The following is a 20,982-nucleotide window of genomic DNA, read 5'->3' as shown; positions in this document are numbered from 1 at the left end:
GAAAGGCCGCGCGCAGGCGCGGCCTTTCGTCGAACTCATTGACAAGCAAGTTTTGTACGTACAAACTAACTTTGCCATGAGAGAAGTCCTGTACCTGGAGCAGATCGAGCAGGCCGAGGCCCTGCTCAAGCCGCAGCGCGTCGAGGTGCTGCGGCAGCTGGCCGAACCCCGCACCTGCACCGAGGTCGCGACCCGGCTGGAGCAGACGCCGCAGCGCGTCTACTACCACGTCAAGCAGCTGGTGGCGGCCGGCCTGGTCGAGCGGGTCAACGAGCGCAAGGTCCGCGGCATCACCGAGGGCATCTACCAGGCGGCCGCGCGGTCGTACTGGCTCTCGCCCCGGCTGGTCGGCCGGATCGGGTTGCGCCGGGCGCGGGACGAGCTGAGCCTGGGCTACCTGCTCGACCTGATGGAGGAGGTCCAGGCCGACATCGCCGGGCTGGACCGCGCCGCGCCCGAGCTGCCCTCGGTCGGGGTGTCCGGCGAGATCCGCGTGCCGGCGGCGCAACGACAGCAGTTCCTGCACGACCTGCAGTCCGCCCTGCAGGACCTTTTCACCCGCTACGGGGGCGCCGAGGGGGACGCCTTCAAGCTCGCCGTGGCCTGCTACCCGAAGGGGAGAGACCGTGAGTGAACCGATGAAGCTGCACGCCCGCCTGGCCGCGCCGATCGACGCCGTCCGCCGCGCCCTGACCGACCCGGCCGAGCTGCGCGTCTGGCTGGCCGAGCACGCCGAGGTCGAGCTTCCCGGGCGGTACGAGTTCTGGGGCCGGTTCACTCCCGAGGGTGACGCCCCCCACCAGCGGCTGCTGCACGTCGACGACGACACGCTCCGCTTCGCCTGGCTGCTCGACGGGGTGGAGACGACCACCGAGTTCGCGCTGCGCGCCGAGGGCGCGGAGACGACCGTCCTCACGCTGACGCAGAGCCACTTCGACATCAACGAGATGATGAGCGGCAGCAGCATCCGGGGTGTGCTGCAGACGTTCTGGAGTCTCGCCATCGCCAACCTGGCCGCCCACCTGGAGGGCGCGCCGCTGGTGCCCAAGGTCGACTTCACCTCCGCGGAGCTGCGCGGCGAGTTGCTCATCGACGCCCCGATGGCCAAGGTGTACGAGTCGCTGACCGACTCCGAGCAGGCCAGCGCCTGGTTCGGCTACCCGATCGGCATCGAGCCCTGGGTCGGCGGCCGCTACGCGATGGGCGGCTTCGACGCCGGCTACGCGGCCAAGGTCATCGACCTGGAGCCCGGCCGGAAGATGTCCGTGGACTGGGGCCCGACGGGCGTGGTCACCTGGGAGCTGGCCGAGTCGGCCGGGAAGACCCGGCTGACCTTCGTGCAGAGCGGCTTCGACGAGACGAACCCGCCGTACGCGGCCTGGGCCGGGTCGGTGTCGGGGCTGGCCGAGCTGCGCCGCTTCCATGAGGTGGCGGACTGGCAGCCGATCTGGCTGCCGGCGGAGATCCCCGGCCTGGAGACCGAGACGGCCAACGCCGCGGGCTGAGCCGCCACCGCGCCGGGGCCTCCCCACCGGCCCGGCGCCCCGAACTGCCTGACCGCTGACGGCGGTCGGGCAGTTCGGCGTGTCGCAGGAGAAACGCCGCACCCCGGCCGGCCGACGGCACAGGCCGCAGCCCGCTGCATAGCGCTCGTAGGTCCCTGACGGTCGAATCAGTGAAGATGTCTCAGGTTTCCGCCAAACATGGGACAATTTCACCATAGGGCGTTAATCGATCCCGAGCGCCGGAGGTTTCGACGTCACGTCTCTCCGGCGCGCGGCGCCTTCGCATGCCTGCGCCCGGGGCGGACGAGCACCACCCCGTCGGTTCCGGGCTCGGGCCCCGTCTAGGAGGGGAACGACAGATGCTGATCCGACGTACTCGACTGTGGACAGTGGCGGTGGCGGCCAGCGCGGCGGTGGCGGCCACCGCCCTGGGCACCGCAGCCATGGGTGACGGCCGGGACGACTCGGGCGACAAGCGTGAGTCGCACGACTCCCGCGACTCGCACGGCGGCTCGTGGGACTGGAGTGACTCGCGCGGCAAGCAGGTCGTCCGGGCCAAGCTCAGCGGCTACGAGGAGGACCCGCTGACCATCTCCACACCCGGCTTCGGCCGGTTCGTGGCACACATCGACGAACGCAACAAGGAAATCAAGTACAAGCTGACCTACGACGAGCTGAAGGACGTCGAGCAGGCGCACATCCACTTCGGGGGCCGGCACCAGAGCGGCGGGGTCGCCGCCTTCCTGTGCTCGAACCTGAAGGACGCGAAGGGCGGGGCGCCGAAGCACGTCCCGGCCTGCCCCAAGTCCCCGGCCAAGGTCGAGGGAACCATCAAGCGCGATGACGTCGTCGGCCCCGCCGCGCAGGGCATCGAGCCCGGCGAGTTCGACGAGCTCGTCGACGCCATCGAGGCCGGTGTCACGTACGTCAACGTGCACACCAAGAAGTACCCGAACGGCGAGATCCGGGGCCAGATCAAGAGCGACGAGGACCGGAAGTGCGACGACGACCGGAACCGGGACAAGGACCACGAGGACTGGGGCTGGCACAAGGACGACAAGGACCGTGACCGGGACAAGTGCGACGAGGACCGGAACCACGACAAGGACCACGAGGACCGGGACAAGAAGGACGAGGACCGGGACCACGGCAAGGACGGCGACCGCTGGCCCGCGTGGATGAACTCCGACGAGTGACCCTGTCGACGCGCGACAGGTTGAACGCCCGGCCCGGCATCACGGGACGGGCGTTCAGCCGTTCCCTCGCCGGGTTCGCAGCGACACGACGCCGTCGGTGGTGAGGTACGACGTCCCGCGGGGTATTGCCGGGCGATGTTCTTCATCTTCGGACTCCGCACCAAGGTCACCCAGTCGGGCGTGACGCAGCAGGTCTGCCGTAACTGCGGGAACCACGCCGCGCAGGTGGTCACCCGCCGGTCGACGAAGTTCAGCCTGTTCTTCATCCCGATCATTCCGATCCGCACCCGCTACCTGCAGCAGTGCACCTTCTGCGGCGCCCAGTACGAGATCCCCAAGGCCGCCGCCGAGCGCATCGCGGTCGGCTGAGCGCCCCGATGGCCCACTTCCTCTGCTGGCTGATCGGCCGGCGGCCCGACGCCGCGGCACCCGTGCACACCGTCTCCCGGCCGCCCTGCACCCCCGGCCGCCGTCGCCGGCGCCGGCGCGACCGCCGCCCGCTGGCCGGCACCGCGCTTCCCCGTTCCCCCTGGAACCGTTCGGCCGGCCGGTAGCCCCCGGCGCTGTCGATCTCGTGTGATCTTCGACCCGGAGCGGATCCCGCCCCCACCGGCGGCACCTACGCTGAGGCGGCCGTCCGAACGGGGGAATCGTGCGTAACCATCCGGCCGTCGTGCTGGTCGCTGTCCTGCTGTCCACCCTCTCGCTGCCGGTGTCGCTGACCGGCGCCTCGGTCGCCCTGCCGGACATCGGGCGTGATCTCGACGCCGGGCTGGCCGGCGTGCAGTGGGTGGTCAACGGCTACAACGCCACCTTCGCCAGCTTCATGCTCGCCAGCGGTGCGCTCGCCGACCTGCTGGGCCGGCGGCGGGTCTTCGCCACCGGCGTCGCGATCTTCGCCGGCGCGGGGCTGCTCGCCGCGGTCGCCGACGACATCGTGCTGCTCGACGCCGTCCGCGCGCTCGCCGGTGTCGGCGCGGCGGCCGCCGCCACCAGCGCGTCGGCGATCCTCGCCGGCACCTTCCACGGCCGGGCCCGGGCCCGCGCGTTCAGCCTCTTCGGTACGGCGATCGGCGCCGGCCTGGCGTTCGGCCCGTCCATCGCCGGGCTGCTCGTCGACGCGTTCGGCTGGCGGTCGGTCTTCGCCGCGCCCGCGCTGGCGGGTCTGGTGGTGCTGGCCCTGGTGCCGTTGCTGCCCGAGTCCCGCCGGCCCGAGGGCGGCCGGATCGACTGGCCGGGCACGGTGTCGTTCACCGCCGCGCTGCTGCTGCTCATCTTCGGCTTCGTGCAGGGCCCGGAACACGGCTGGGACGACCCGGTCATCGTCGCCGCGTTCGCCGCCGCGCTGGCGCTGCTGGTGGTGTTCGTCCGGGTCGAGCGGGGTCGCGCCGAGCCGATGTTCGACCTGGCGCTGCTGGCCAGCCCCCGGTTCCTGGGCATCTGCCTGGCGGCGGCCACCATCGTCGCCGTGCTGGTGCCGCTGCTGGTCTACCTGCCGTCGTACCTGACCACGGTGGTCGGGCTGAGCCCGGCCGGGGCGGGCGCGACGCTGATCCTGCTGACCGCGCCGACGCTGGTCCTGCCGCTGCTCAGCGGGGCGCTGACCCGGCTGGTGCCGGCCCCGGCGGTGATCGTCGCGTCGGTCGCGGTGGTGGCCGTCGGCGCTGCCTGGGCCACCGTTCTCGGCCCGGACAGCGGTCCGCGCGTGCTGGCCGGGCCGCTGCTCACCATCGGCGTCGGGGTGGGGCTCTCCATCGGGCTGCTCGACGCGCTGGCCATCGGCAGCGTGGCGGCGGACCGGGCGGCGACCGGCGCCGGGATGATCAACACGGCCCGGCTGGCGAGCGAGACGGTCGCCATCGCGGTGGTCGGGGCGGTGGTCGCCAGCACCACGGCCGGCCGGCTCGCCGACCCGGGGTTCACCGGCGGGCTGCACGCCGTGCTCTGGTCGATGGCCGGGGTGGCGCTGGTGGCCGCCGCGCTCGTCGCCGTCCTGGTGCGGCGCGGCGTAGCGGCGCCGGTGCCGGTCACCGCGGGCCGCCGCTGACCCCGGTCGCGGCACGCGTGGCGCGGAGCCGGTCCGGGCCTATTCTGGGCGGATCATGACGAGCAGCGAGCAGCGACTGGCGGCGATCCGCGGCGGGGTGCCGGCCCGGCGGCACAACGCCCGCACCATCGCCGCGCTGACCGGCAACCCGGGCTGCACCCGGCGGGCGGTCCTCGACGGCGCCGGGGTGGACAAGCCGAAGCTGGCCGAGCGGATCGGCTTCCCGGCCCGGTTCGGGCAGTCCCGGTTCGCCATCACCCGGGGCAACGCGTTCGAGGCGCAGGTCAAGGCGGACGGCGGCGCACAGCTGCTGCGACTGGTGGCGGAGCGGCTGGGGGTGCCGCCCGGTGAGCGGGCCGACTGGACCGACCTCGGCGCGGACGACCTGCCGGACCGGCACCGGCGCTCGCGGGCGGTGCTCACCGCCGCCGTACCGGCCGGGCCGGACGAGCCGGCGGCGCTCTTCGACCACCCGCTGCTCGGCCTGGACGTCGCCGGCCGGCGGGTGCACCTGGAGCCGGACCTGGTCGCGGCCCGGCTCGCCGGCCGGTTCCACGTCGTGGAGATCAAGTCGTTTCCGGTGATCGACGGGCAGGCCGACCCGGGCAAGGTGGCCGCCGCGGCGATCCAGTCGGCCGTCTACGTGCTGGCGCTGCGCGAGCTGCTCGCCGTCGAGGGGCACGACCCGGAGCTGGTGTCGCACGACGTGGTGCTGGTCTGCCCGCGCGACTTCGCCAACCAGCCGGTGGCGAGCCTGCTCGACGTGCGCAAGCAGCTGCTGGTGCTGCGCCGGCAGCTGGACCGGATGGCCCGGATCGACACGCTGCTGGCGGCCGTGCCCGAGGAGTTCACCGCCGACCTGACCGCCGACCCGGCGACGCTGACCGCCGCGCTGTCCACGGTGGAGGCCCGCTACGCGCCGGACTGCCTGGCCGCCTGCGAGCTGGCGTACTTCTGCCGGCACGAGGCCCGGGAGCAGACCGCGGCGCTGGGCCGACCGGTGCGCGAGGCGCTCGGCGGCGTGCCGACGGTGCCCGAGGTGCTGGCGCTCGCCACCGGCGAGCGGACCCCGGAGCCGGAGCAGGCGGAGGCCGCCGCGTTGCTGCGCGCCGCCGCCCGGTTGCGCGCCGAGGCCCTCGGGCTGCCCGCATGAGTACGCTGCGCGCGCTGGCGAAGGCGCAGGCGCTCGCCGCCGGGGTGGCCCAGCCGGTGGCCACCGTACGGCACCTGCACCTGTCGCCCCGGCCGCTGGTGCTGGTGCCGCTGGCGATGGCCGGCGAGGCGAACGCCCCGCTGGCGATGCTGGTCGGCGCGGCGCCGGACGAGGCGCGGCTGCTGATCGTGCCCCAGCCCCGCAACCGCGACCAGCGCTTCGCGTTCGCCGCCGAGCTGGCGGCGGTGCTGCTGCCGTACCTGGACGGGCACCGGGGAGCCACCGAGGCGGTCGCGGTGGACCGGGGCCGGGACGTCCGCCACCGGTACGTCGACGCGCCGCAGCTGCTGGTGCCGAACCCGGCGGGGGTCACCTTCCTGCGGCTGCTCGGCCGCTCCACCCGGTTCCGCCGGACGGACGGCGAGCATCCGGTGCCCCCGTCGGTGCCGCTGCTGGGCCGCTGGTCGACGTTCTTCGCCGAGCGGGCCGAGCATCCGGGCTCGTCGGCGCTGGTGGCGATGACCGACGCGCTGACCCTGCACTGGGCGACCGGGCAGAGCGCGGTGGAGGACCTGCACCTGCCGGCGCTGCTCGGCTGGATCGACCCGCCGGCCGGGCTCACCGGCGCCGAGGCGGCGGCGCTGGCCGAGGACCCGACGCGCTGCCCGCCGGCCGGGCCGGCCACCGATCCCGAGTTCGACAACCGGCTGCTCGCCCCGGCGATCGCCGGCTACGCCGCCGCCGAGGCGGACCCGGCGGCCCGCGCGGCGGCGTACGCGGAGCTGGAACGGCTGCTGCGCGACCAGCTCGCGCCCACCTGGGAGCTGATGTGGCGCGGCGTGGGGTTGCTGCGCGCGCTGCCGCCGGGCGCCCGGGTCGAGGGTCGGTGGGCCGGCGACCGGGACGCGTTCACCGGCTACACGGAGCACCTCGACGCGGGCGGCGGGCCGCAGCCGCGGCGCGACGGGGCGGTGGCGGCGGCGGCCCGGTTGCACCGCCTGGAACGGGCGCTGACCTCCTACGCGGTGCAGCGCGCCTACGACGACGCGCTGGTGATGGCCGAGCACCGGCTGGCCGGTGAGGCGTTCGTCGGCGAGGTGACGCTGGCCGACCCGAAGCGGGTGGACGACAGCGGCAAGCGGCCGGTGCTGCGCCCCCGGATCCAGCTGGTCACCACCGAGCCGGTGCTGGTGCCGGTCGGGGCGGTGCTGTACTCGCCGGCCCGGCCGGCGCAGAAGGCCCGGGTGGTGTTCGTGACGCCGGCCGCGGACGGCAAGACCGAGGTGGTGCTGGAACTCTCCGGCGGGATGGGCCGCGGATTGACCGCCGCGCCGGGCAGCGTGCCGGAGGCGGGGGAGCGGCTCTGCTACACCACCCTGTCGGAGGCCTTCCTGCCGGCCGCCACGTTCCCCGCCGTCGAGGAGACTCCCTGGACCCACGGCGGCCCACCCACCCCCGCCCCCACCCCCACCGACCCCCTCCCCACCCACCCCGACGAACCCTGGACCTGACCCCGCCCGCCCACCCCCGTTGATCATGAGGTTGGCGGCGGACTCGATCTCCGTCGCTGCCGCTAACCTCATGATCAACGAGCGGTGGCGGCCGGCCCGGCCGACGACCGGCGGCGGGCGGTGGTGGATTCAGCGTCCGTTTGCGGTGACGTGCGCCGCAACCAGCCACTCGAGGACGGCCGGTGTCGCGTCGAAGTGACCGGCGTGACCGGCGTCCGGCTGGACTTCGAGCTCGGCGCCGGGGATGCGCGCCGCGAGCCACCGGCCGTGCGCGGCGGGCACGGCCTGGTCGAGAGCGCCGTGCCACACCCGTACCGGTCGCGACACGGTCGCCGGGTCGAAACCCCACGGCAGACCGAAGAGGGCATGCACGTCGTCGACCCAGCCGTCGAGGCCCGGCCGGACGGCCTCGGCGAACGCCGCCCTGACCATGGCGTTGATCTCCGGCCTGGCGAGCACGGCCTGGTCGTTGGCGGGCAACAGCGCCGGCCCGGCCCGGTCCACAGCAGCGAGGTGCGCCTCGACGGCCGCGCGGCCCTGTAAGGCTGCCGCCGCGCTGCGGCGATTGCCGTCGGCCATGCCGGCCGTCCACTCGAGGCCGGCGGCGTCGCGGGGCGCCAGGCTCGCCAGCACCGCCACCCGGACGACCCGCTCCGGGTACCGGGCGGCGAACGCCAGAGCGTGTGGCCCGCCACCAGATACCCCGACGACCGAAAGCCGGTCCAGATCGAGCGCGTCGACGATAGCCGCGATGTCGTCGGCACCGTCAACGACCCGACGGCCCGGTCTCGATGTGGAGCGACCGAACCCCGGCCGGTCGTAGGTGACGAGCCGTACACCGAGCCGCTCGAAAAGCGCCGGATCGGGATACCGCGCCAGGCGGCTCATCGGACTACCGCACACCGACAGCACCGGTGCTCCGTCGGGAACGCCCCACTCCTCGACTGCCAGGATCCGTCCGTCCCCCGTGTGAACCTCATGCACGACCACCACGGTAGGCCGCCGAGCTGCTGATGATCAATCTGCTGTCCGCTAAACACGCCGGGATCGATGCCATGACCTGGCGTTTCAGGAGGGCCTTGCAGTGTCCTGGCGCCAAAGCGTGCCGTTTGTGGGTACCCCCAACTGGCGAGTTCACCGACCGTCGCGCTGGCGGGTAGCGGGAGCCGGCGCTTGTGCGGGACGCCGAAACCTCCAACTCGCTGAGACGCTGGGCGAGCACGTTCGCGCCGATTCCGGGCAGAGCCGCGCGACGCGTGCCGGTGACCGTCCGGCTCTGGCGGGGCGGCTGAGCGCGTCGCTACGCTTTCCGGGTTTGCCGGGCCGGTCCTCGCCGTCGAGGGTGCGCACGAGAGAGAGCCGGAGCGATCGGATCGCGACAGCACGTCGAGCAGGCCGCCGGGGGCGTCCCCGCGCCGGCCGCCGCGGTCCACCCCGCAGACTCTGGCCCGCCGGCCGATGTGGCACCGCCGACGCTGTGGGGACGCCCGGCCGGCCCGATGTCGGCACGTACCGCTCGGATCGGCCTGCTCAGCACGGGCGCGGTGCTGGTCGGCGAGGCGCTCTGGCTGGTCGCCGAGTTGCCCGCCGCGGCCCTGGTCAGCGACGTCGGCGCGCTGCTGGTCGCCGGCTGGGCGGCGCTGGCCTGTCTCGGGGCGGCCCGCCGGCATCCCACGACGCTGCGCCGGTTCTGGCTGCTGTTGGCCGCCACCATGGCGCTGGCGGCGCTCGGCCGGGCGGTGTGGACGGTCGACCGGCTGCTCGGCGGCGACCTGCCGCACACGCCGCTGGTCGGCGCGATCTTCATCGCGGGCATCCTCACCGGCACCGGCGCGCTGCTCTGCTCGCTCGCCGCCCCGCGCACCGCCGTCGGGCGGGCCCGGACCGTGCTGGACGGGGTGATCGTCGGGCTCGCCCTGGTGCCGATCGGCTGGGTGGTGGTCGTCCGCGACGTCGCCGCCGCCGACCTGGCCGATCCGGTGCGTACGCTCGGGCTGCTCTTCCCGATGCTCGACCTGATGCAGCTGACCATCCTGGTCGCGGTGGCCCGGCCGGCGTGGCGGCCGATGACCGTGATCGGCGCCAGCCTCACCCTGCGGGCGGTGGCGGACACCGGCTACGTCTCGCTCGCCGTACGCGGCGACTACTTCTCCGGCCACCCGATCGACCTCTGCTGGCCGTTGAGCTACCTGCTGGTCGGCCTGGCCACCCGGTACCCGCCGCCGCCGGAGTGTGACCACGGGGACGAGGCCGAATCGCCGCTGCCACCGTGGTGGCGGGTGGCGCTGCCGTACCTGCCGGTGGGTGGAGCCATCGTGGCCGTGGTGCTGGCCCGCCAGCCGACCGGGCAGACCCCGCACCTGGTCTTCTTCGGCATGATGGCGCTGCTCGCCGCGCTGGCGCTGCGGCAGGGGCTGGCCGCCAACGAGAACCTGCGGCTGGTGGTCCGGTTGCGCCGGCTGGCGTACGCCGACCAGCTCACCGGCCTGCCGAACCGGCTGATGTTCAACCGGAAGCTGCGCGCCGCCCTGCGCGACCGCCGGCCGGTGGCCGTGCTGCTGCTCGACCTCGACGGGTTCAAGCAGGTCAACGACCGGTTCGGGCACGCCACCGGGGACAGCCTGCTGACCGGGGTCGCCGACCGGATGCGGACGGCGGTCGACGGCGACGGCACCATCGCCCGGCTCGGCGGCGACGAGTTCGCTGTGCTGGTCGACGGCGACGGGCCGGTGTCGCCGGAGCGGCTCGCCGAGCGGCTGCTGGCCGCGCTGGAGCCGGTCGACGACGACGGCGACCTGGGGCTGCACCCGTCGGCCAGCATCGGCATCGCCGAGTACGGCCCGCAGCACGCCTCGCACACCGACCTGCTGCGTGACGCCGACATCGCCATGTACGCGGCCAAGGCCGCCGGCAAGTCCGCGTACCGGACCTGTACGCCGGCCCTCCGGGAGTCGGCGGTGACCCGGGCGGAGCTGATCGCCGACCTGCGCCGCGCGGTCGACGAGGGCCAGCTGCACCTGGAGTTCCAGCCGATCGTCGACCTGGCCACCGGGGCGGTACGCAGCGCCGAGGCGCTGGTGCGCTGGCGGCATCCCCGGCTCGGGCTGCTCAGCCCGGCCCGGTTCCTGCCGCTGGCCGAGGAGACCGGTCTGATCGTGCCGATCGACCGATGGGTGATCCACGAGGCGTGCCGGGCGGCGGCGACCTGGCGGGACCGGCGGACCGAGGCGACCGTGGCGGTGAACATCGCCGCCGCGCACCTGCGCCGGCCGGACCTGATCGCCACGGTGACCGCGGCCACCGCCAGCGCTGGCCTGGCGCCCCGGGCGCTCACCCTGGAGCTGACCGAGTCGGCGCTGATCGACGGCAGCGAGGCCGTGCTGGACCGGCTGCGCCAGCTGCGCGAGCTGGGCATCCGGATCTCCATCGACGACTTCGGCACCGGCTACTCGGCGCTGAGCTACCTGCACCGGATCCCGGCCACTGAACTGAAGATCGACCGGTCCTTCGTGGCGCGGCTCGACACCGACGCCCGGGCGTACGCGACGGTGGAGATGGTGACCCGGCTCGCCGGGGCGTTCGAGCTGTCGGTGGTCGCCGAGGGGGTGGAGACCGAGCGGCAGCACGCCGCGGTGGCGGCGATCGGCTGCGTGCACGGGCAGGGCTACCGCTACGGCCGCCCCGCCGGGCTGGCCCAGCTGCACACCGCGCTCACCCGACCCTGAGCGCCCGGCCGGGCACCGCGCCGGGGCGCGCTCGGGCAAGCCACGGCGGTCGGGGTGACCGGCGTCGCAGAATCAGACTTGACCCTCACGTAACGGCAGGCTGGAGCCTGGTTTCCGGAAGGGAGGGAAACCATGGCGTACACGGTGGGACAGGTGGCCAGGCTGGCCGGGGTGACCGTGCGGACGCTGCACCACTACGACGAGATCGGCCTGCTCTCGTCCAGTGGTCGCAGCGGCACCGGTTACCGCCGCTACGACGACGCGGACCTGGAGCGGTTGCAGCACATCCGCTACTACCGGGAGCTGGGGTTCCCGTTGGAGGAGATCGCCGCGATCCTCGGCGACCCGGCGAGTGGCCCGACGGCGCACCTGCGCCGCCAGCACGAGCTGCTGACCGTACGGATCAAGCGGTTGCAGGAGATGGTCACGGCGATCGAGTTCGCGATGGAGGCGAGCAAGATGAACATCCAACTGACCCCTGAGGAGCGGTTCGAGGTCTTCGGCGACGTCGACCCGGACGCGCACGCCGAGGAGGCGGAGCGGCGGTGGGGCGGCAGCGAGGCGTACCGGGAGTCGAACCGGCGGGTGTCCCGCTACACGAAGGAGGACTGGCTGCGGATCAAGGCGGAGAACGAGGACTGGGGCCGCCGGATCGTGGCGCTGATGTCCTCCGGCGCGCCGGCCGACAGCCCGGAGGCGATGGAGCTGGCCGAGGAGCACCGGCAGCTCATCAGCCGGTCGTTCTACGAGTGCTCGTACGAGATCCACACCGGGTTGGCCGACATGTACCTGGCCGACGAGCGGTTCACCGCGCACTACGAGGCCATCGCGCCGGGACTGACGGCGTACCTGAGCGAGGCGATCCACGCCAACGCGATCAGCCGGGCGTGAGCGCGGCGGTGCGGTCCGGCTACGCTGGCCGGGCCGCACTGTCGTGAGCGTCGATCGGTGTCCACCGGCGGGCTTGCACACTCCCCGAGGAGCGCCGCCGTGAACCGTCGCAAGCTGGTCGCCGTCGGCGCCGTCCTCGCCGCCACCGCGGTCGTCGGCGGCTGGGCCGCCTTCGGCCGGTCCGAGTCGCCGTCCGCCGACCGGCCGGCGGCGGGCGCCGATCCGGCCGCCGTGCTGGTCGACGCCGCCGCGGCGATCGACCGGGAGTCCTACCGGTTGACCGTCGGCTCCGGCGCGGAGGGGGACGGCACCGTGCTGGTCTGGGACCCGCGCGCCCGGCGGGGCCTGGAGACCACCTCGCTGAAGGTGCCCGCCGGCGAGGTGAAGGTGGAGCGGCTGGTCACCGGGACGGACGCCTACGTGCGGGTGAGCGCCCCGGACCGGCGGGTGCCGGAGTGGGACGGCCGCACCTGGTGGCACGTGCCGGTCGACGGCGGCCGGGGCCTGGACAACACCCGGCTGGCCAGCACGTTGCGCGCCCCGAGCGGGGTGCGGCAGACCGGCGACCGCGAGTACGCCGGCACCCTCGACCTGCGCGACAGCGCCGACGTGCTCGGCGAGGGGGTCGGCGCCGTGCTCGGCGACCGGGCCGGGGCGGTGCCGTTCACCGCCACCCTGGACGAGCGGGGCCGGCTGGTCCGCTACCGGATCGAGTTGGCCGCCGAGCCGGGGCGGGCGGCGTCGCTCGACCTGACGTACGCCGACTTCGGCCTGCCGGTGTCGGTGCAGCAGCCGGCCGCCGAGCTGGTGCGGGACGACCCGCCGGCCAACATCCCGGGCGCCTGACCTGCTCCTCGTGCACGCCGACGGCGGCGTCACCCGTTCGGGTGCGGCGGCCGCGCGGAAGCGTCACACCGGGGGAGTATCACAAGGTCGTCGCCCACCGACCCGGGAGGTCCACTGTGCTCATCGTCGCCGGCAGCCTCTACGTCGACCCGGCCGAGCGGGGCGCCTACCTGGCGTCCTGCGTCGAGACGATCCAGCAGGCGCGCTCCGCGCCGGGCTGTGTCGACTTCGCGATCAGCGGCGACCCGGTCGAGCCGGGGCGGATCAACGTCTACGAGCGCTGGGAGTCCGACGAGCGGCTGCTCGCCTTCCGCGGCTCCGGCCCACCCGAGGCGCAGGTGGCGGCGATCCGCGGCGCCGAGGTGCACAAGTACCGGATCTCGGCAGTCGAGGCCCCCTGACCGGGCCCACCGGGGCGGCGCCCGGCGGGCCCGGCCGGAGCCGGCGCGTCAGTGCCGCGACGGCGGGTAGCCGTAACGGGGCAGCAGCCGCCCGGCGAGCAGGGCCGCGCCGAGCACGACCAGCACCGCCGGCAGCACGGTGTGCAGCGGATAGGCGATGCCCGGATCGGTGAGGCCGATGAAGGCGGCGCAGACCGCGGCCGGTGCGTGCGGCGCCCTCAGCAGCAGCATCGTGACGACCGACGCCCCCGCCGCCGCGCTGGCCGTCCAGACCGACGGGCCGACGACAGCGGTGACCGCCACCGCGACGAGGGCGCACGGCGGATAGCTGAGCAGCACCGCCGCCGGTCGGGCCAGCGGCGCGCCGGGCGCCAGGGCGAGCACCGCCGCCGAGGCGACGAAGGGCAGCGCGAAGACGTCCCGCCCGGTCACCGCCTCGACGGCGCCCAGCAGGGCCGTCGCGCCGAGCAGCATGGCGCCCGCGGTCAGCGCGGTGGCCCAGGCCGCCCGCCGGCCGGTGGCCGGCGGGCGCAGGGTGGTGGCGGACATCCGGCTACCGGTTCCGGCGCAGGAAGCCGCGGATCAGGTCGGCGATCTCGTCGCCGTGCGTCTCCAGCGCGAAGTGGCCCGTGTCGAGCAGGTGGATCGCGGCGTCGGGCAGGTCCCGGGCGTACGCCTCGGCCCCGGCGGCGCCGAAGATCTCGTCGTTGCGGCCCCAGGTGACCAGCGTGGGCGGCTGGTGCTGGCGGAAGTAGCGCTGGAAGTCGGGGTAGGCGTCCAGGTTGAACTGGTAGTCCCAGAAGAGCTGGAGCTGGATCTCCTTGTTGCCCGGCCGGTCCAGGCCGGCCTGGTCGAGCGTCCAGGTCTCCGGGGCGATCCGGTCCAGCCGGTCGGCCGGCACGCCGTGGGTGTACTGCCAGCGGGTGGCCTCCGCGGTCAGCAGTTCGCGGACCGCCGGTTCGTGGGTCGCCCGGTCCTTCGCGTGCGCGAAGAGCACCTCCCAGAAGGGCGTGAACCCGTCGGTGTAGGCGTTCCCGCTCTGCACGACCAGCCCGGTGACCCGGTCCGGGTTCCGGCTGGCGATGCGCAGCCCGATCGGCGCGCCGTAGTCGTGCAGGTAGAGGGCGAAGCGTTCGATGCCCAGGGTGTCCAGCAGGGCCACGGTGATTTCGGTGAGCCGTTCGAAGCTGTACTCGAACCGGTCCACGGGCGGCGTCGAGGACCGCCCGAATCCGATGTGGTCCGGCGCGATGAGGTGGTACTCGTCGGCCAGCGCGGGGATCAGGTTCCGGAACATGTGCGAGCTGGTGGGGAAGCCGTGCAGCAGCACCAGGGTGGGCCGCGACGGGTCGCCGGCCTCGCGGTAGAAGACCTGCTGGCCGGCGAGGGCGACGGTGCGGTGGCGGGTGGCGAAGGGGGACACGGGGACTCCTCGACATCGAGAGAACGGGCGTTCTCCGGCTGGCTGCTACCGTAGGAGAACGACGGTTCTCCGCGCAAGGGGCTTTGACATGGACCACACGACGGCCGAGGCGCGCCTGCTCGACGCGGCCGACACGCTCTTCTACGAGCGCGGCATCCAGGCGGTCGGCATGGACGCCATCCGGCAGGCCTCCGGCGTCTCGCTCAAGCGCACCTACCAGCTCTTCCCGTCCAAGGAGCACCTCGTCGAGGCGGTGCTGCGCCGCCGGGACCTGGCGATCCGCGAGCAGATCTCGGCGTACACCTCGGCCCGGCCGACCCCGACCGAGGGCGTCCTGGCGGTCTTCGACTACCTGTACGACTGGTTCGGCCAGCCCGACTTCCGCGGCTGCGCGTTCATCAACTCGTTCGCCGAACTCGGCCCGGCGTCGGCGAACGTGGCCGACATCGTCCGCACCCACAAGCAGGCGGTCGCCGACCACCTCGCCGCCCTCGTCGCCGCGGCCGGCCGGCCACCGGCGCTCGCCGCCCAACTGCTGGTGCTGGCCAACGGCGCGATGGTCACCGCGGCCATCGTCGGCAGCCCGGAACCGGCGCGCGACGCCCGCGCGGCCGCCCAGCGGCTGCTCGACGCCGACGCGTCGGCCTGACGCCGGTCGCCACCCCCGTCCAGCCGCTCACAGCGGTGGCGGGGTGGGGACGGGCTCGGGCGGCAGGCCCGGTGCCAGCCGGCGCAGCGAGGTGAACGTCGGAACCAGCGCGTCGTACAGCTCGGAGAAGAGCGGCAGCAGCGTCGCGTACGTGGCGGCCGCCGCCGCGTCGGGCTGCACGGTCTCCTCGATCCGGACCAGGTCGGCGGCCACGTCGACCGAGGCGATCTGACCCAGCGCCTGCATGCCGAGCAGCGCCGCGCCGAGGCTGGACCCCTCGTGCCCGGCCGGGAACCGCACCGGCATGCCGAGTACGTCGGCGAGGATCTGCCGCCACAGGCCGCTGCGGGCGAAGCCGCCGCTGGCCCGGACCTCGTGCACCTCGTTGCCGGCGGCCCGCACCGACGCCAGCACCAGCGCCAGCTGCTGGCAGACCCCCTCGATCGCGGCCCGCACCAGGTGCGACCGGCGGTGGCCGCGGGTCAGCCCCACGTACGCGCCGCGCGGCAGCGCACTCCAGTGCGGGGCCCGCTCGCTGAGCAGGTACGGCAGCATGATCAACCCGCCGGAGCCGACCGGGGCGCGGGCGGCCAGCGCCATCAGCTCCTCCTCGGCGTCCTCGCCCAGCTCCGGGGCGAGCGCGTCACCGGCCCAGTCGAGCACCACCCCGCCGTTGTTGATCGCCCCGCCGACCACCCAGCGCCGTTCGGTCAGCGCGTAGCAGTACACCCCGCCGAGCGGGTCCACGCCGGGGTGCTCCACCACCACCCGCATCGCGGCGCTGGTGCCGATCGAGCAGGCCATCACCCCGGGGGCCACCGCGCCGAGGCCCAGGTTGGCCAGCGGCCCGTCGCCGGCGCCGACCACCACCGGCGTACGCCGGGGCAGCCCGGTCGCCGCGGCCGCCTCGGCGGTCAGGCCGGGCAGCACGGCGGTGGTGGAGACCAGCCGGGGCAGCTGCGCTTCGGTGATGCCGGCGATGCCGAGCGCCTCGGGGTCCCAGGCCAGCCGGTGGATGTCCATCAGCCCGGTGCCGGAGGCGACCGAGTGGTCGGTGACCAGCTCGTCGCAGAGCCGCAGCAGGATCCAGTCCTTGATCCCCACCCAGTACGCGGCCCGTCCGAACAGCTGCGGCTCCTGCTCGGCCAGCCAGAGCAGCTTGGGCAGCGGCGCCATCGGGTGCACCGGGGTGCCGGTGCGCCGGTGCAGGGCCAGCCCGGACGGTACGGCGCGCAGCCGCTCGGCCTGCCGGCTGGCCCGGGCGTCCGCCCAGATGATCGACGGGGTGATCGGCTCGCCGTCGGCGTCCAACCCGATCAGGCTGTGCATCGCGGTGCTGAACGCCAGCCCGGCCACCGGCCGCCCCAGGTCGACCACCACCGCCCCGATCGCCTCCAGTACCGCCGCGTGGATCCGCAGCGGATCCTGTTCGGCCCAGCTGGGCTGCGGCTCGTCCAACGGATACGGCACCCCGTACTGGGTGAGCTGGCGGCCCTGGGTGTCGTAGGCGACCACCTTGGCGCTGGCGGTGCCGATGTCGACGGCGATCATCGCGTCGCGACGGCCGCCCGTCTCGGTCACCGGCGCTCACCCCTTCCGCCCGCGCCGGCCTCACCGGCTGTGGCTGACGTTACCGAGCGCCGGACCACCCCGTACGGCGAAAGCGGACGGCGGCCGTTGGCCGGGCGATCTCCCGCTGGCCGCCGGAATTGCCGGCGACGGCCCGGCGGGCCGGCGGCTAGGGTGCCGGCATGCGGCTCAGGGTTCTCGGCGGGTGCGGGGCGTGGCCGGAGGCGGGCCAGGCGTGCAGCGGTTACCTGGTGGAACATGACGGATTCCGGCTGCTCGTCGACGTCGGCTACGCGACCGTGCCGCGGCTGCTGGAGTGGCTCGACGCGGACCAGGTCGACGCCGTGTTCGTCAGCCACGGCCACCCCGACCACTGCGCCGACCTGAACCCGTTGCTGCGGGCGCGGGCGCTGCGCGACGACCCGCCGGCCCCACTGCCGGTGTACGCGCCGCCGGGCGCGCTCGACGCGGTGCTGGCGCTGGACCGGCCCGGGATGCTGGCCGACGCCTACACGCTGCACGAGATCACCCTCGGCGGCCGCCTCGACATCGGCCCGTTCCGTGCCCAGACCTTCCCGCTGCCGCACTGGGTGCCGAACGCCGGCGTACGACTGACCGCGGGCGGCCGGGTCCTCGCCTACACCGGTGACACCGGCCCGAGCCCCGTGCTGCCGAAGCTGGCCCGGGACGCGGACCTGCTGCTGGCCGAGGCGACCTACGTCGACGAGGTGCCGGGGGACTCGCGGCGCTATCTGTCCAGCGCGCGGCAGATGGGCCGGCTGGCCGCGGCCGTCGGCGTCGGCTACCTGCTGCTGACCCACCTCTGGCCGGGCACCGACCCGGCGGCCGCCCACGCCGCCGCCGGTGACGGGTACGACGGCGAGACCGACGTCGCCGCCGCCGGCCTGGTCCTGGACCTTCCCTGATCCCTGGTATCCCGCCTGAGCAGTGACTCGGCGGGGGCCGCCGGTTGGGGGGTGTACGCGAGGGGCCGGCCGGGGTGAGAATGCCGAGCAACGTGGATGTTTCTGGACGATGACGTCCGGCGGGGGAGGATGGCGTGACCGGTCCAGCTCTTCGCCTCGGCGCGGCGGTGGCCGCCCTGGGCATGGTCGTGTCCGGGCTGGCCGTCGGCGGCGCGCCGGCCGCCGGCAAGCCGCGCGACGGGCGGGGCTACTCCGCCGAGATCCGCCGGGCGTCCTACGGCGTCCCGCACATCACCGCGCACAACTTCGGCAGCCTCGGCTTCGGCGTGGGCTACGTCCAGGCCGAGGACAACCTCTGCGTCATCGCCGAGAAGGTGGTCACGGTCAGCGGCGAGCGGTCCCGCTGGTTCGGCGCGAGCGGCCCGACCGACGCCAACGTGCGCAGCGACCTGTTCTTCCGCAAGGCGATCGAGGACCGCGCGGTCGAGCGGCTGCTGACCGGCCGGCGCGACGGCGTGCACTCGCCCTCCGACGACGTCCGCGACCAGATCCGCGGCTTCGTCGCCGGCTACAACCACTACCTGCGCCGGGTCGGGGGCGCGGCGAACCTCACCGACCCGGCCTGCCGGGCCAAGCCGTGGGTACGCCCGCTGACCGAACTGGACCTGTGGCGTACCACCTGGGCCAGCATGGTCCGGGCCGGCTCGCGCGCGCTGCTCGACGGCATCGTCGCCGCCGCCCCACCGACCGCCACCGGCCCGGCCGCCGCCCAGGACGCGCCGGGCGCCGCCGCCGTGCTCGCCGCCGTCGACGGGGCGCCGGCCGGGGTCGGCAGCAACGCGTACGGGCTGGGCGCCGGGGCCACCACCCACCGCGGCGGGATGGTGCTGGCCAACCCGCACTTCCCGTGGGACGGCGCGGAGCGGTTCTACCGGATGCACCTCAAGGTGCCCGGCCGCTACGACGTGGAGGGCGCCGCGCTGATCGGCGACCCGATCGTGGAGATCGGGCACAACCGCACCCTCGCCTGGAGCCACACCGTCTCCACCGCCCGCCGGTTCGTCTGGCACCGGCTCGCCCTGGTGCCCGGCGACCCGACCTCCTACTACGTCGACGGTCGGCCGCGGAAGATGACCACCCGCACGGTCACCGTGCAGGTGCCGAACCCGGCCGGCGGCACCATTCCGGTCAGCCGCACCTTCCACGACACCCACTACGGGCCGGTGGTCGTGGTGCCCGGCAGCTTCGACTGGACGGCCGAGGCCGCGTACGCCGTCACCGACGTGAACGCCACCAACAACCGGGCCTTCGACGGCTGGTTGCAGATGGGCCGGGCGAAGACGGTCCGCGACCTGAAGCGGGTGCTGGACCGCTACCAGTTCCTGCCCTGGGTCAACGTGATCGCCGCCGACGCCCGCGGCGAGGCGCTCTACGCCGACCACTCGGTGGTGCCCCGGGTCACCGACGAACTCGCCGCCGCGTGCATCCCGGCGCCGTTCCAGCCGCTCTACGCCAGCAGCGGCCAGGCCGTCCTGGACGGCTCCCGGTCGGCGTGCGCGCTCGGCGCCGACCCGGACGCGGTGGTGCCCGGCATCCTCGGCCCGGCGAACCTGCCGGTCCGGTTCCGCACCGACTACGTGACCAACTCCAACGACAGCCACTGGCTGGCCAACCCGGAGGCCCCGCTGGAGGGCTACCCGCGGATCATCGGCAACGAGGGCACCCAGCGCAGCCTGCGTACCCGGCTCGGCCTCGACCAGGTGCAGCGGCGCCTGACCGGCACCGACGACCTGCCGGGCACCCGGTTCACCACCGGCCGGCTCTGGCAGACCGTGTTCGGCAACCGCGCGTACGGCGGCGAACTGGTCCGCGACGACCTGGTGGCGCTCTGCACCGCCCAGCCGACCGCGACCGCCTCCGACGGCACCACCGTCGACCTGCGGGACGCCTGTGCCGCGCTGCGGGGCTGGGACCTGCGGGCCGACACCGACAGCCGCGGCGCCCACCTGTTCACCGAATTCGCCCTGGCCGGCGGCATCCGGTTCGCCGACGCGTTCGACGCCGCCGACCCGGTGCAGACCCCGGCCCGGCTGGCCAGTACCGACCCGAGGGTGCTGCGGGCGCTCGCCGACGCCGTCCGCCGGCTCGCCGGCATCCCGCTGGACGCCCGGCTCGGCGACGTGCAGACCGAACCGCGCGGCGACCAGCGCATCCCGATCCACGGTGGACCGGCCGAGGCCGGCATCTTCAACATGATCATCAACCCGTTGCGCCCCGGGGTCGGCTACCCGAAGGTGGTGCACGGCTCGTCCTTCGTGATGGCCGTCGAACTGGGCCCGAACGGCCCGTCCGGCCGGCAGATCCTCACCTACTCGCAGTCGACCAACCCGAATTCGCCCTGGTACGCCGACCAGACCCGGCTCTACTCGGGCAAGGGCTGGGACACCGTCAAGTACACCGAGGCGCAGCTGCGGGCCGACCCGAACCTGCGCACCTACCGGATCTCGGAGGGCCGCCGGCACTGAGCCGGTCACCCCACCCGTCGTCGCGTCCGTCGGTCGCTGCACCGATGGACGCGACGCGTTGCCAGGCTTGCCGTTTGGATCCGCTCCGACCGTACGTGTGCCAGCAGCCCGGACCGCCGAGCGCCGCGGACCGCGTGCGGCGGTGAGCCCGAGCTGACCGGCGACCCTGCCACGGCGTCGGTCCTGCCTCGTACGACGACCGCCGCGCCGGGCACAGCGAGCCGTGCGGACCGGAACACGCATGCTCGTGCTCGATCCGGCTCCGGCAGAACAACAGGCAGAAGTTGCTGCGGAAGCTGTGTGCGTCGCTGCGACGTACGTCACAGGCCACTTCTCGGCTCCTCGCTCTGAGCTGGGCGAACGTCGGCGACCCCGGTGGCCGCCACCGTCTGCGCAACCGTTGTGGCACGACGTTGCCGCCGCTACGAAACGTGCGGATGAACTCATCCCGAACACCCAGGCACCTGACTCAGGCGATCACGCTGATCGACGCACCGAAGTGGAGAGGACCCCCATGCGACAACGCCGTCTACTGGCGTACGGCACATTGGGCGCCACGCTGGCGACCCTGTTCATCGGAGTCGCGCCCGCCACCGCAGACCCCGCGGCAGCATC

At 74.0% G+C, this 20,982-nt stretch carries 18 protein-coding genes; 14 read left to right on the top strand and 4 right to left on the bottom strand.

The annotated features are described in order from the left end of the window. Positions 1-76: 76 nt before the first annotated feature. From GA0070609_RS23750 to GA0070609_RS23720, 7 genes are all read left to right on the top strand, one after another. Positions 77-634 carry a winged helix-turn-helix domain-containing protein gene (locus GA0070609_RS23750; RefSeq protein WP_088995829.1) on the top strand — a complete coding sequence of 186 codons (558 nt, stop codon included), beginning with the start codon at positions 77-79 and terminating at the stop codon, positions 632-634. Continuing rightward, positions 627-1,505, top strand: a complete 879-nt coding sequence (locus tag GA0070609_RS23745; protein ID WP_088995828.1) for an SRPBCC family protein — start codon at positions 627-629, stop codon at positions 1,503-1,505. The genes GA0070609_RS23750 and GA0070609_RS23745 overlap by 8 nt, the downstream gene beginning before the upstream one ends. A gap of 359 nt (positions 1,506-1,864) precedes the next feature. Beyond that, the gene (locus GA0070609_RS23740; RefSeq protein WP_172899397.1) at positions 1,865-2,701 is read left to right on the top strand and encodes a CHRD domain-containing protein; all 837 of its coding nucleotides are present in this window, start codon (positions 1,865-1,867) and stop codon (positions 2,699-2,701) included. Positions 2,702-2,836: 135 nt separating this feature from the next. Then, positions 2,837-3,070 carry a zinc-ribbon domain-containing protein gene (locus tag GA0070609_RS23735; RefSeq protein ID WP_088995826.1) on the top strand — a complete coding sequence of 78 codons (234 nt, stop codon included), beginning with the start codon at positions 2,837-2,839 and terminating at the stop codon, positions 3,068-3,070. Between the two features lie 283 nt (positions 3,071-3,353). Beyond that, positions 3,354-4,748 (top strand): MFS transporter, encoded by a 1,395-nt coding sequence (locus tag GA0070609_RS23730; protein WP_088995825.1) that lies wholly within the window; start codon positions 3,354-3,356, stop codon positions 4,746-4,748. Between the two features lie 55 nt (positions 4,749-4,803). After that, on the top strand, positions 4,804-5,901 hold the full coding sequence (locus GA0070609_RS23725) for a hypothetical protein (RefSeq protein ID WP_088995824.1): 1,098 nt from the start codon (positions 4,804-4,806) through the stop codon (positions 5,899-5,901). After that, positions 5,898-7,412, top strand: coding sequence for a hypothetical protein (locus GA0070609_RS23720; RefSeq protein WP_088995823.1), 1,515 nt, complete (start codon positions 5,898-5,900; stop codon positions 7,410-7,412). Before GA0070609_RS23725 ends, GA0070609_RS23720 begins: the two co-directional genes overlap by 4 nt. Positions 7,413-7,541: 129 nt before the next feature. On the opposite strand, the gene GA0070609_RS23715 is transcribed toward GA0070609_RS23720, so the two are convergent. Beyond that, complete coding sequence (locus GA0070609_RS23715) at positions 7,542-8,396, bottom strand: alpha/beta fold hydrolase (protein WP_231928400.1); 855 nt, start codon at positions 8,394-8,396, stop codon at positions 7,542-7,544. Positions 8,397-8,911: 515 nt separating this feature from the next. On the opposite strand from GA0070609_RS23715, the gene GA0070609_RS23710 reads away from it, so the two are divergent. From GA0070609_RS23710 to GA0070609_RS23695, 4 genes are all read left to right on the top strand, one after another. Beyond that, positions 8,912-11,137, top strand: coding sequence for a putative bifunctional diguanylate cyclase/phosphodiesterase (locus GA0070609_RS23710; protein WP_088995822.1), 2,226 nt, complete (start codon positions 8,912-8,914; stop codon positions 11,135-11,137). A gap of 132 nt (positions 11,138-11,269) precedes the next feature. Then, entirely contained in the window at positions 11,270-12,028 is a 759-nt protein-coding gene (locus GA0070609_RS23705; protein WP_088995821.1) for a MerR family transcriptional regulator, read from the top strand. Positions 12,029-12,127: 99 nt separating this feature from the next. Continuing rightward, positions 12,128-12,874, top strand: coding sequence for a hypothetical protein (locus GA0070609_RS23700; RefSeq protein ID WP_088995820.1), 747 nt, complete (start codon positions 12,128-12,130; stop codon positions 12,872-12,874). A 116-nt stretch (positions 12,875-12,990) separates the two neighbouring features. Continuing rightward, a complete protein-coding gene (locus GA0070609_RS23695) occupies positions 12,991-13,275 on the top strand; it encodes a putative quinol monooxygenase (protein ID WP_088995819.1) in 285 nt (94 codons plus the stop codon). 48 nt (positions 13,276-13,323) lie between these two features. Here GA0070609_RS23695 and GA0070609_RS23690 read toward each other — a convergent pair whose 3' ends face one another. Together GA0070609_RS23690 and GA0070609_RS23685 are read right to left on the bottom strand one after the other, a co-directional pair. Beyond that, positions 13,324-13,824 carry an HPP family protein gene (locus tag GA0070609_RS23690; RefSeq protein WP_088995818.1) on the bottom strand — a complete coding sequence of 167 codons (501 nt, stop codon included), beginning with the start codon at positions 13,822-13,824 and terminating at the stop codon, positions 13,324-13,326. A gap of 4 nt (positions 13,825-13,828) precedes the next feature. Further along, positions 13,829-14,698 carry an alpha/beta fold hydrolase gene (locus GA0070609_RS23685; RefSeq protein WP_088995817.1) on the bottom strand — a complete coding sequence of 290 codons (870 nt, stop codon included), beginning with the start codon at positions 14,696-14,698 and terminating at the stop codon, positions 13,829-13,831. 88 nt (positions 14,699-14,786) lie between these two features. Between GA0070609_RS23685 and GA0070609_RS23680 the strand changes: the two genes are divergently transcribed. Next, a complete protein-coding gene (locus GA0070609_RS23680; RefSeq protein WP_088995816.1) occupies positions 14,787-15,347 on the top strand; it encodes a TetR/AcrR family transcriptional regulator in 561 nt (186 codons plus the stop codon). 27 nt (positions 15,348-15,374) lie between these two features. Here GA0070609_RS23680 and GA0070609_RS23675 read toward each other — a convergent pair whose 3' ends face one another. Then, positions 15,375-16,928, bottom strand: coding sequence for a gluconokinase (locus GA0070609_RS23675; protein WP_231928399.1), 1,554 nt, complete (start codon positions 16,926-16,928; stop codon positions 15,375-15,377). A gap of 170 nt (positions 16,929-17,098) precedes the next feature. Here GA0070609_RS23675 and GA0070609_RS23670 point away from each other — a divergent pair, with 170 nt between their 5' ends. Beyond that, positions 17,099-17,842, top strand: coding sequence for an MBL fold metallo-hydrolase (locus GA0070609_RS23670; protein ID WP_088995815.1), 744 nt, complete (start codon positions 17,099-17,101; stop codon positions 17,840-17,842). Between the two features lie 182 nt (positions 17,843-18,024). Continuing rightward, positions 18,025-20,367, top strand: a complete 2,343-nt coding sequence (locus tag GA0070609_RS23665; protein ID WP_088997929.1) for an acylase — start codon at positions 18,025-18,027, stop codon at positions 20,365-20,367. Positions 20,368-20,982 lie beyond the last annotated feature (615 nt).

Origin of the sequence: Micromonospora echinaurantiaca, from assembly GCF_900090235.1 — a bacterium.
Taxonomy (GTDB): Bacteria; Actinomycetota; Actinomycetes; order Mycobacteriales; family Micromonosporaceae; genus Micromonospora; species Micromonospora echinaurantiaca.
The sequence above is the reverse complement of the archived record's forward strand: the minus strand, read 5'-3'. Positions and strand labels throughout refer to the sequence as shown.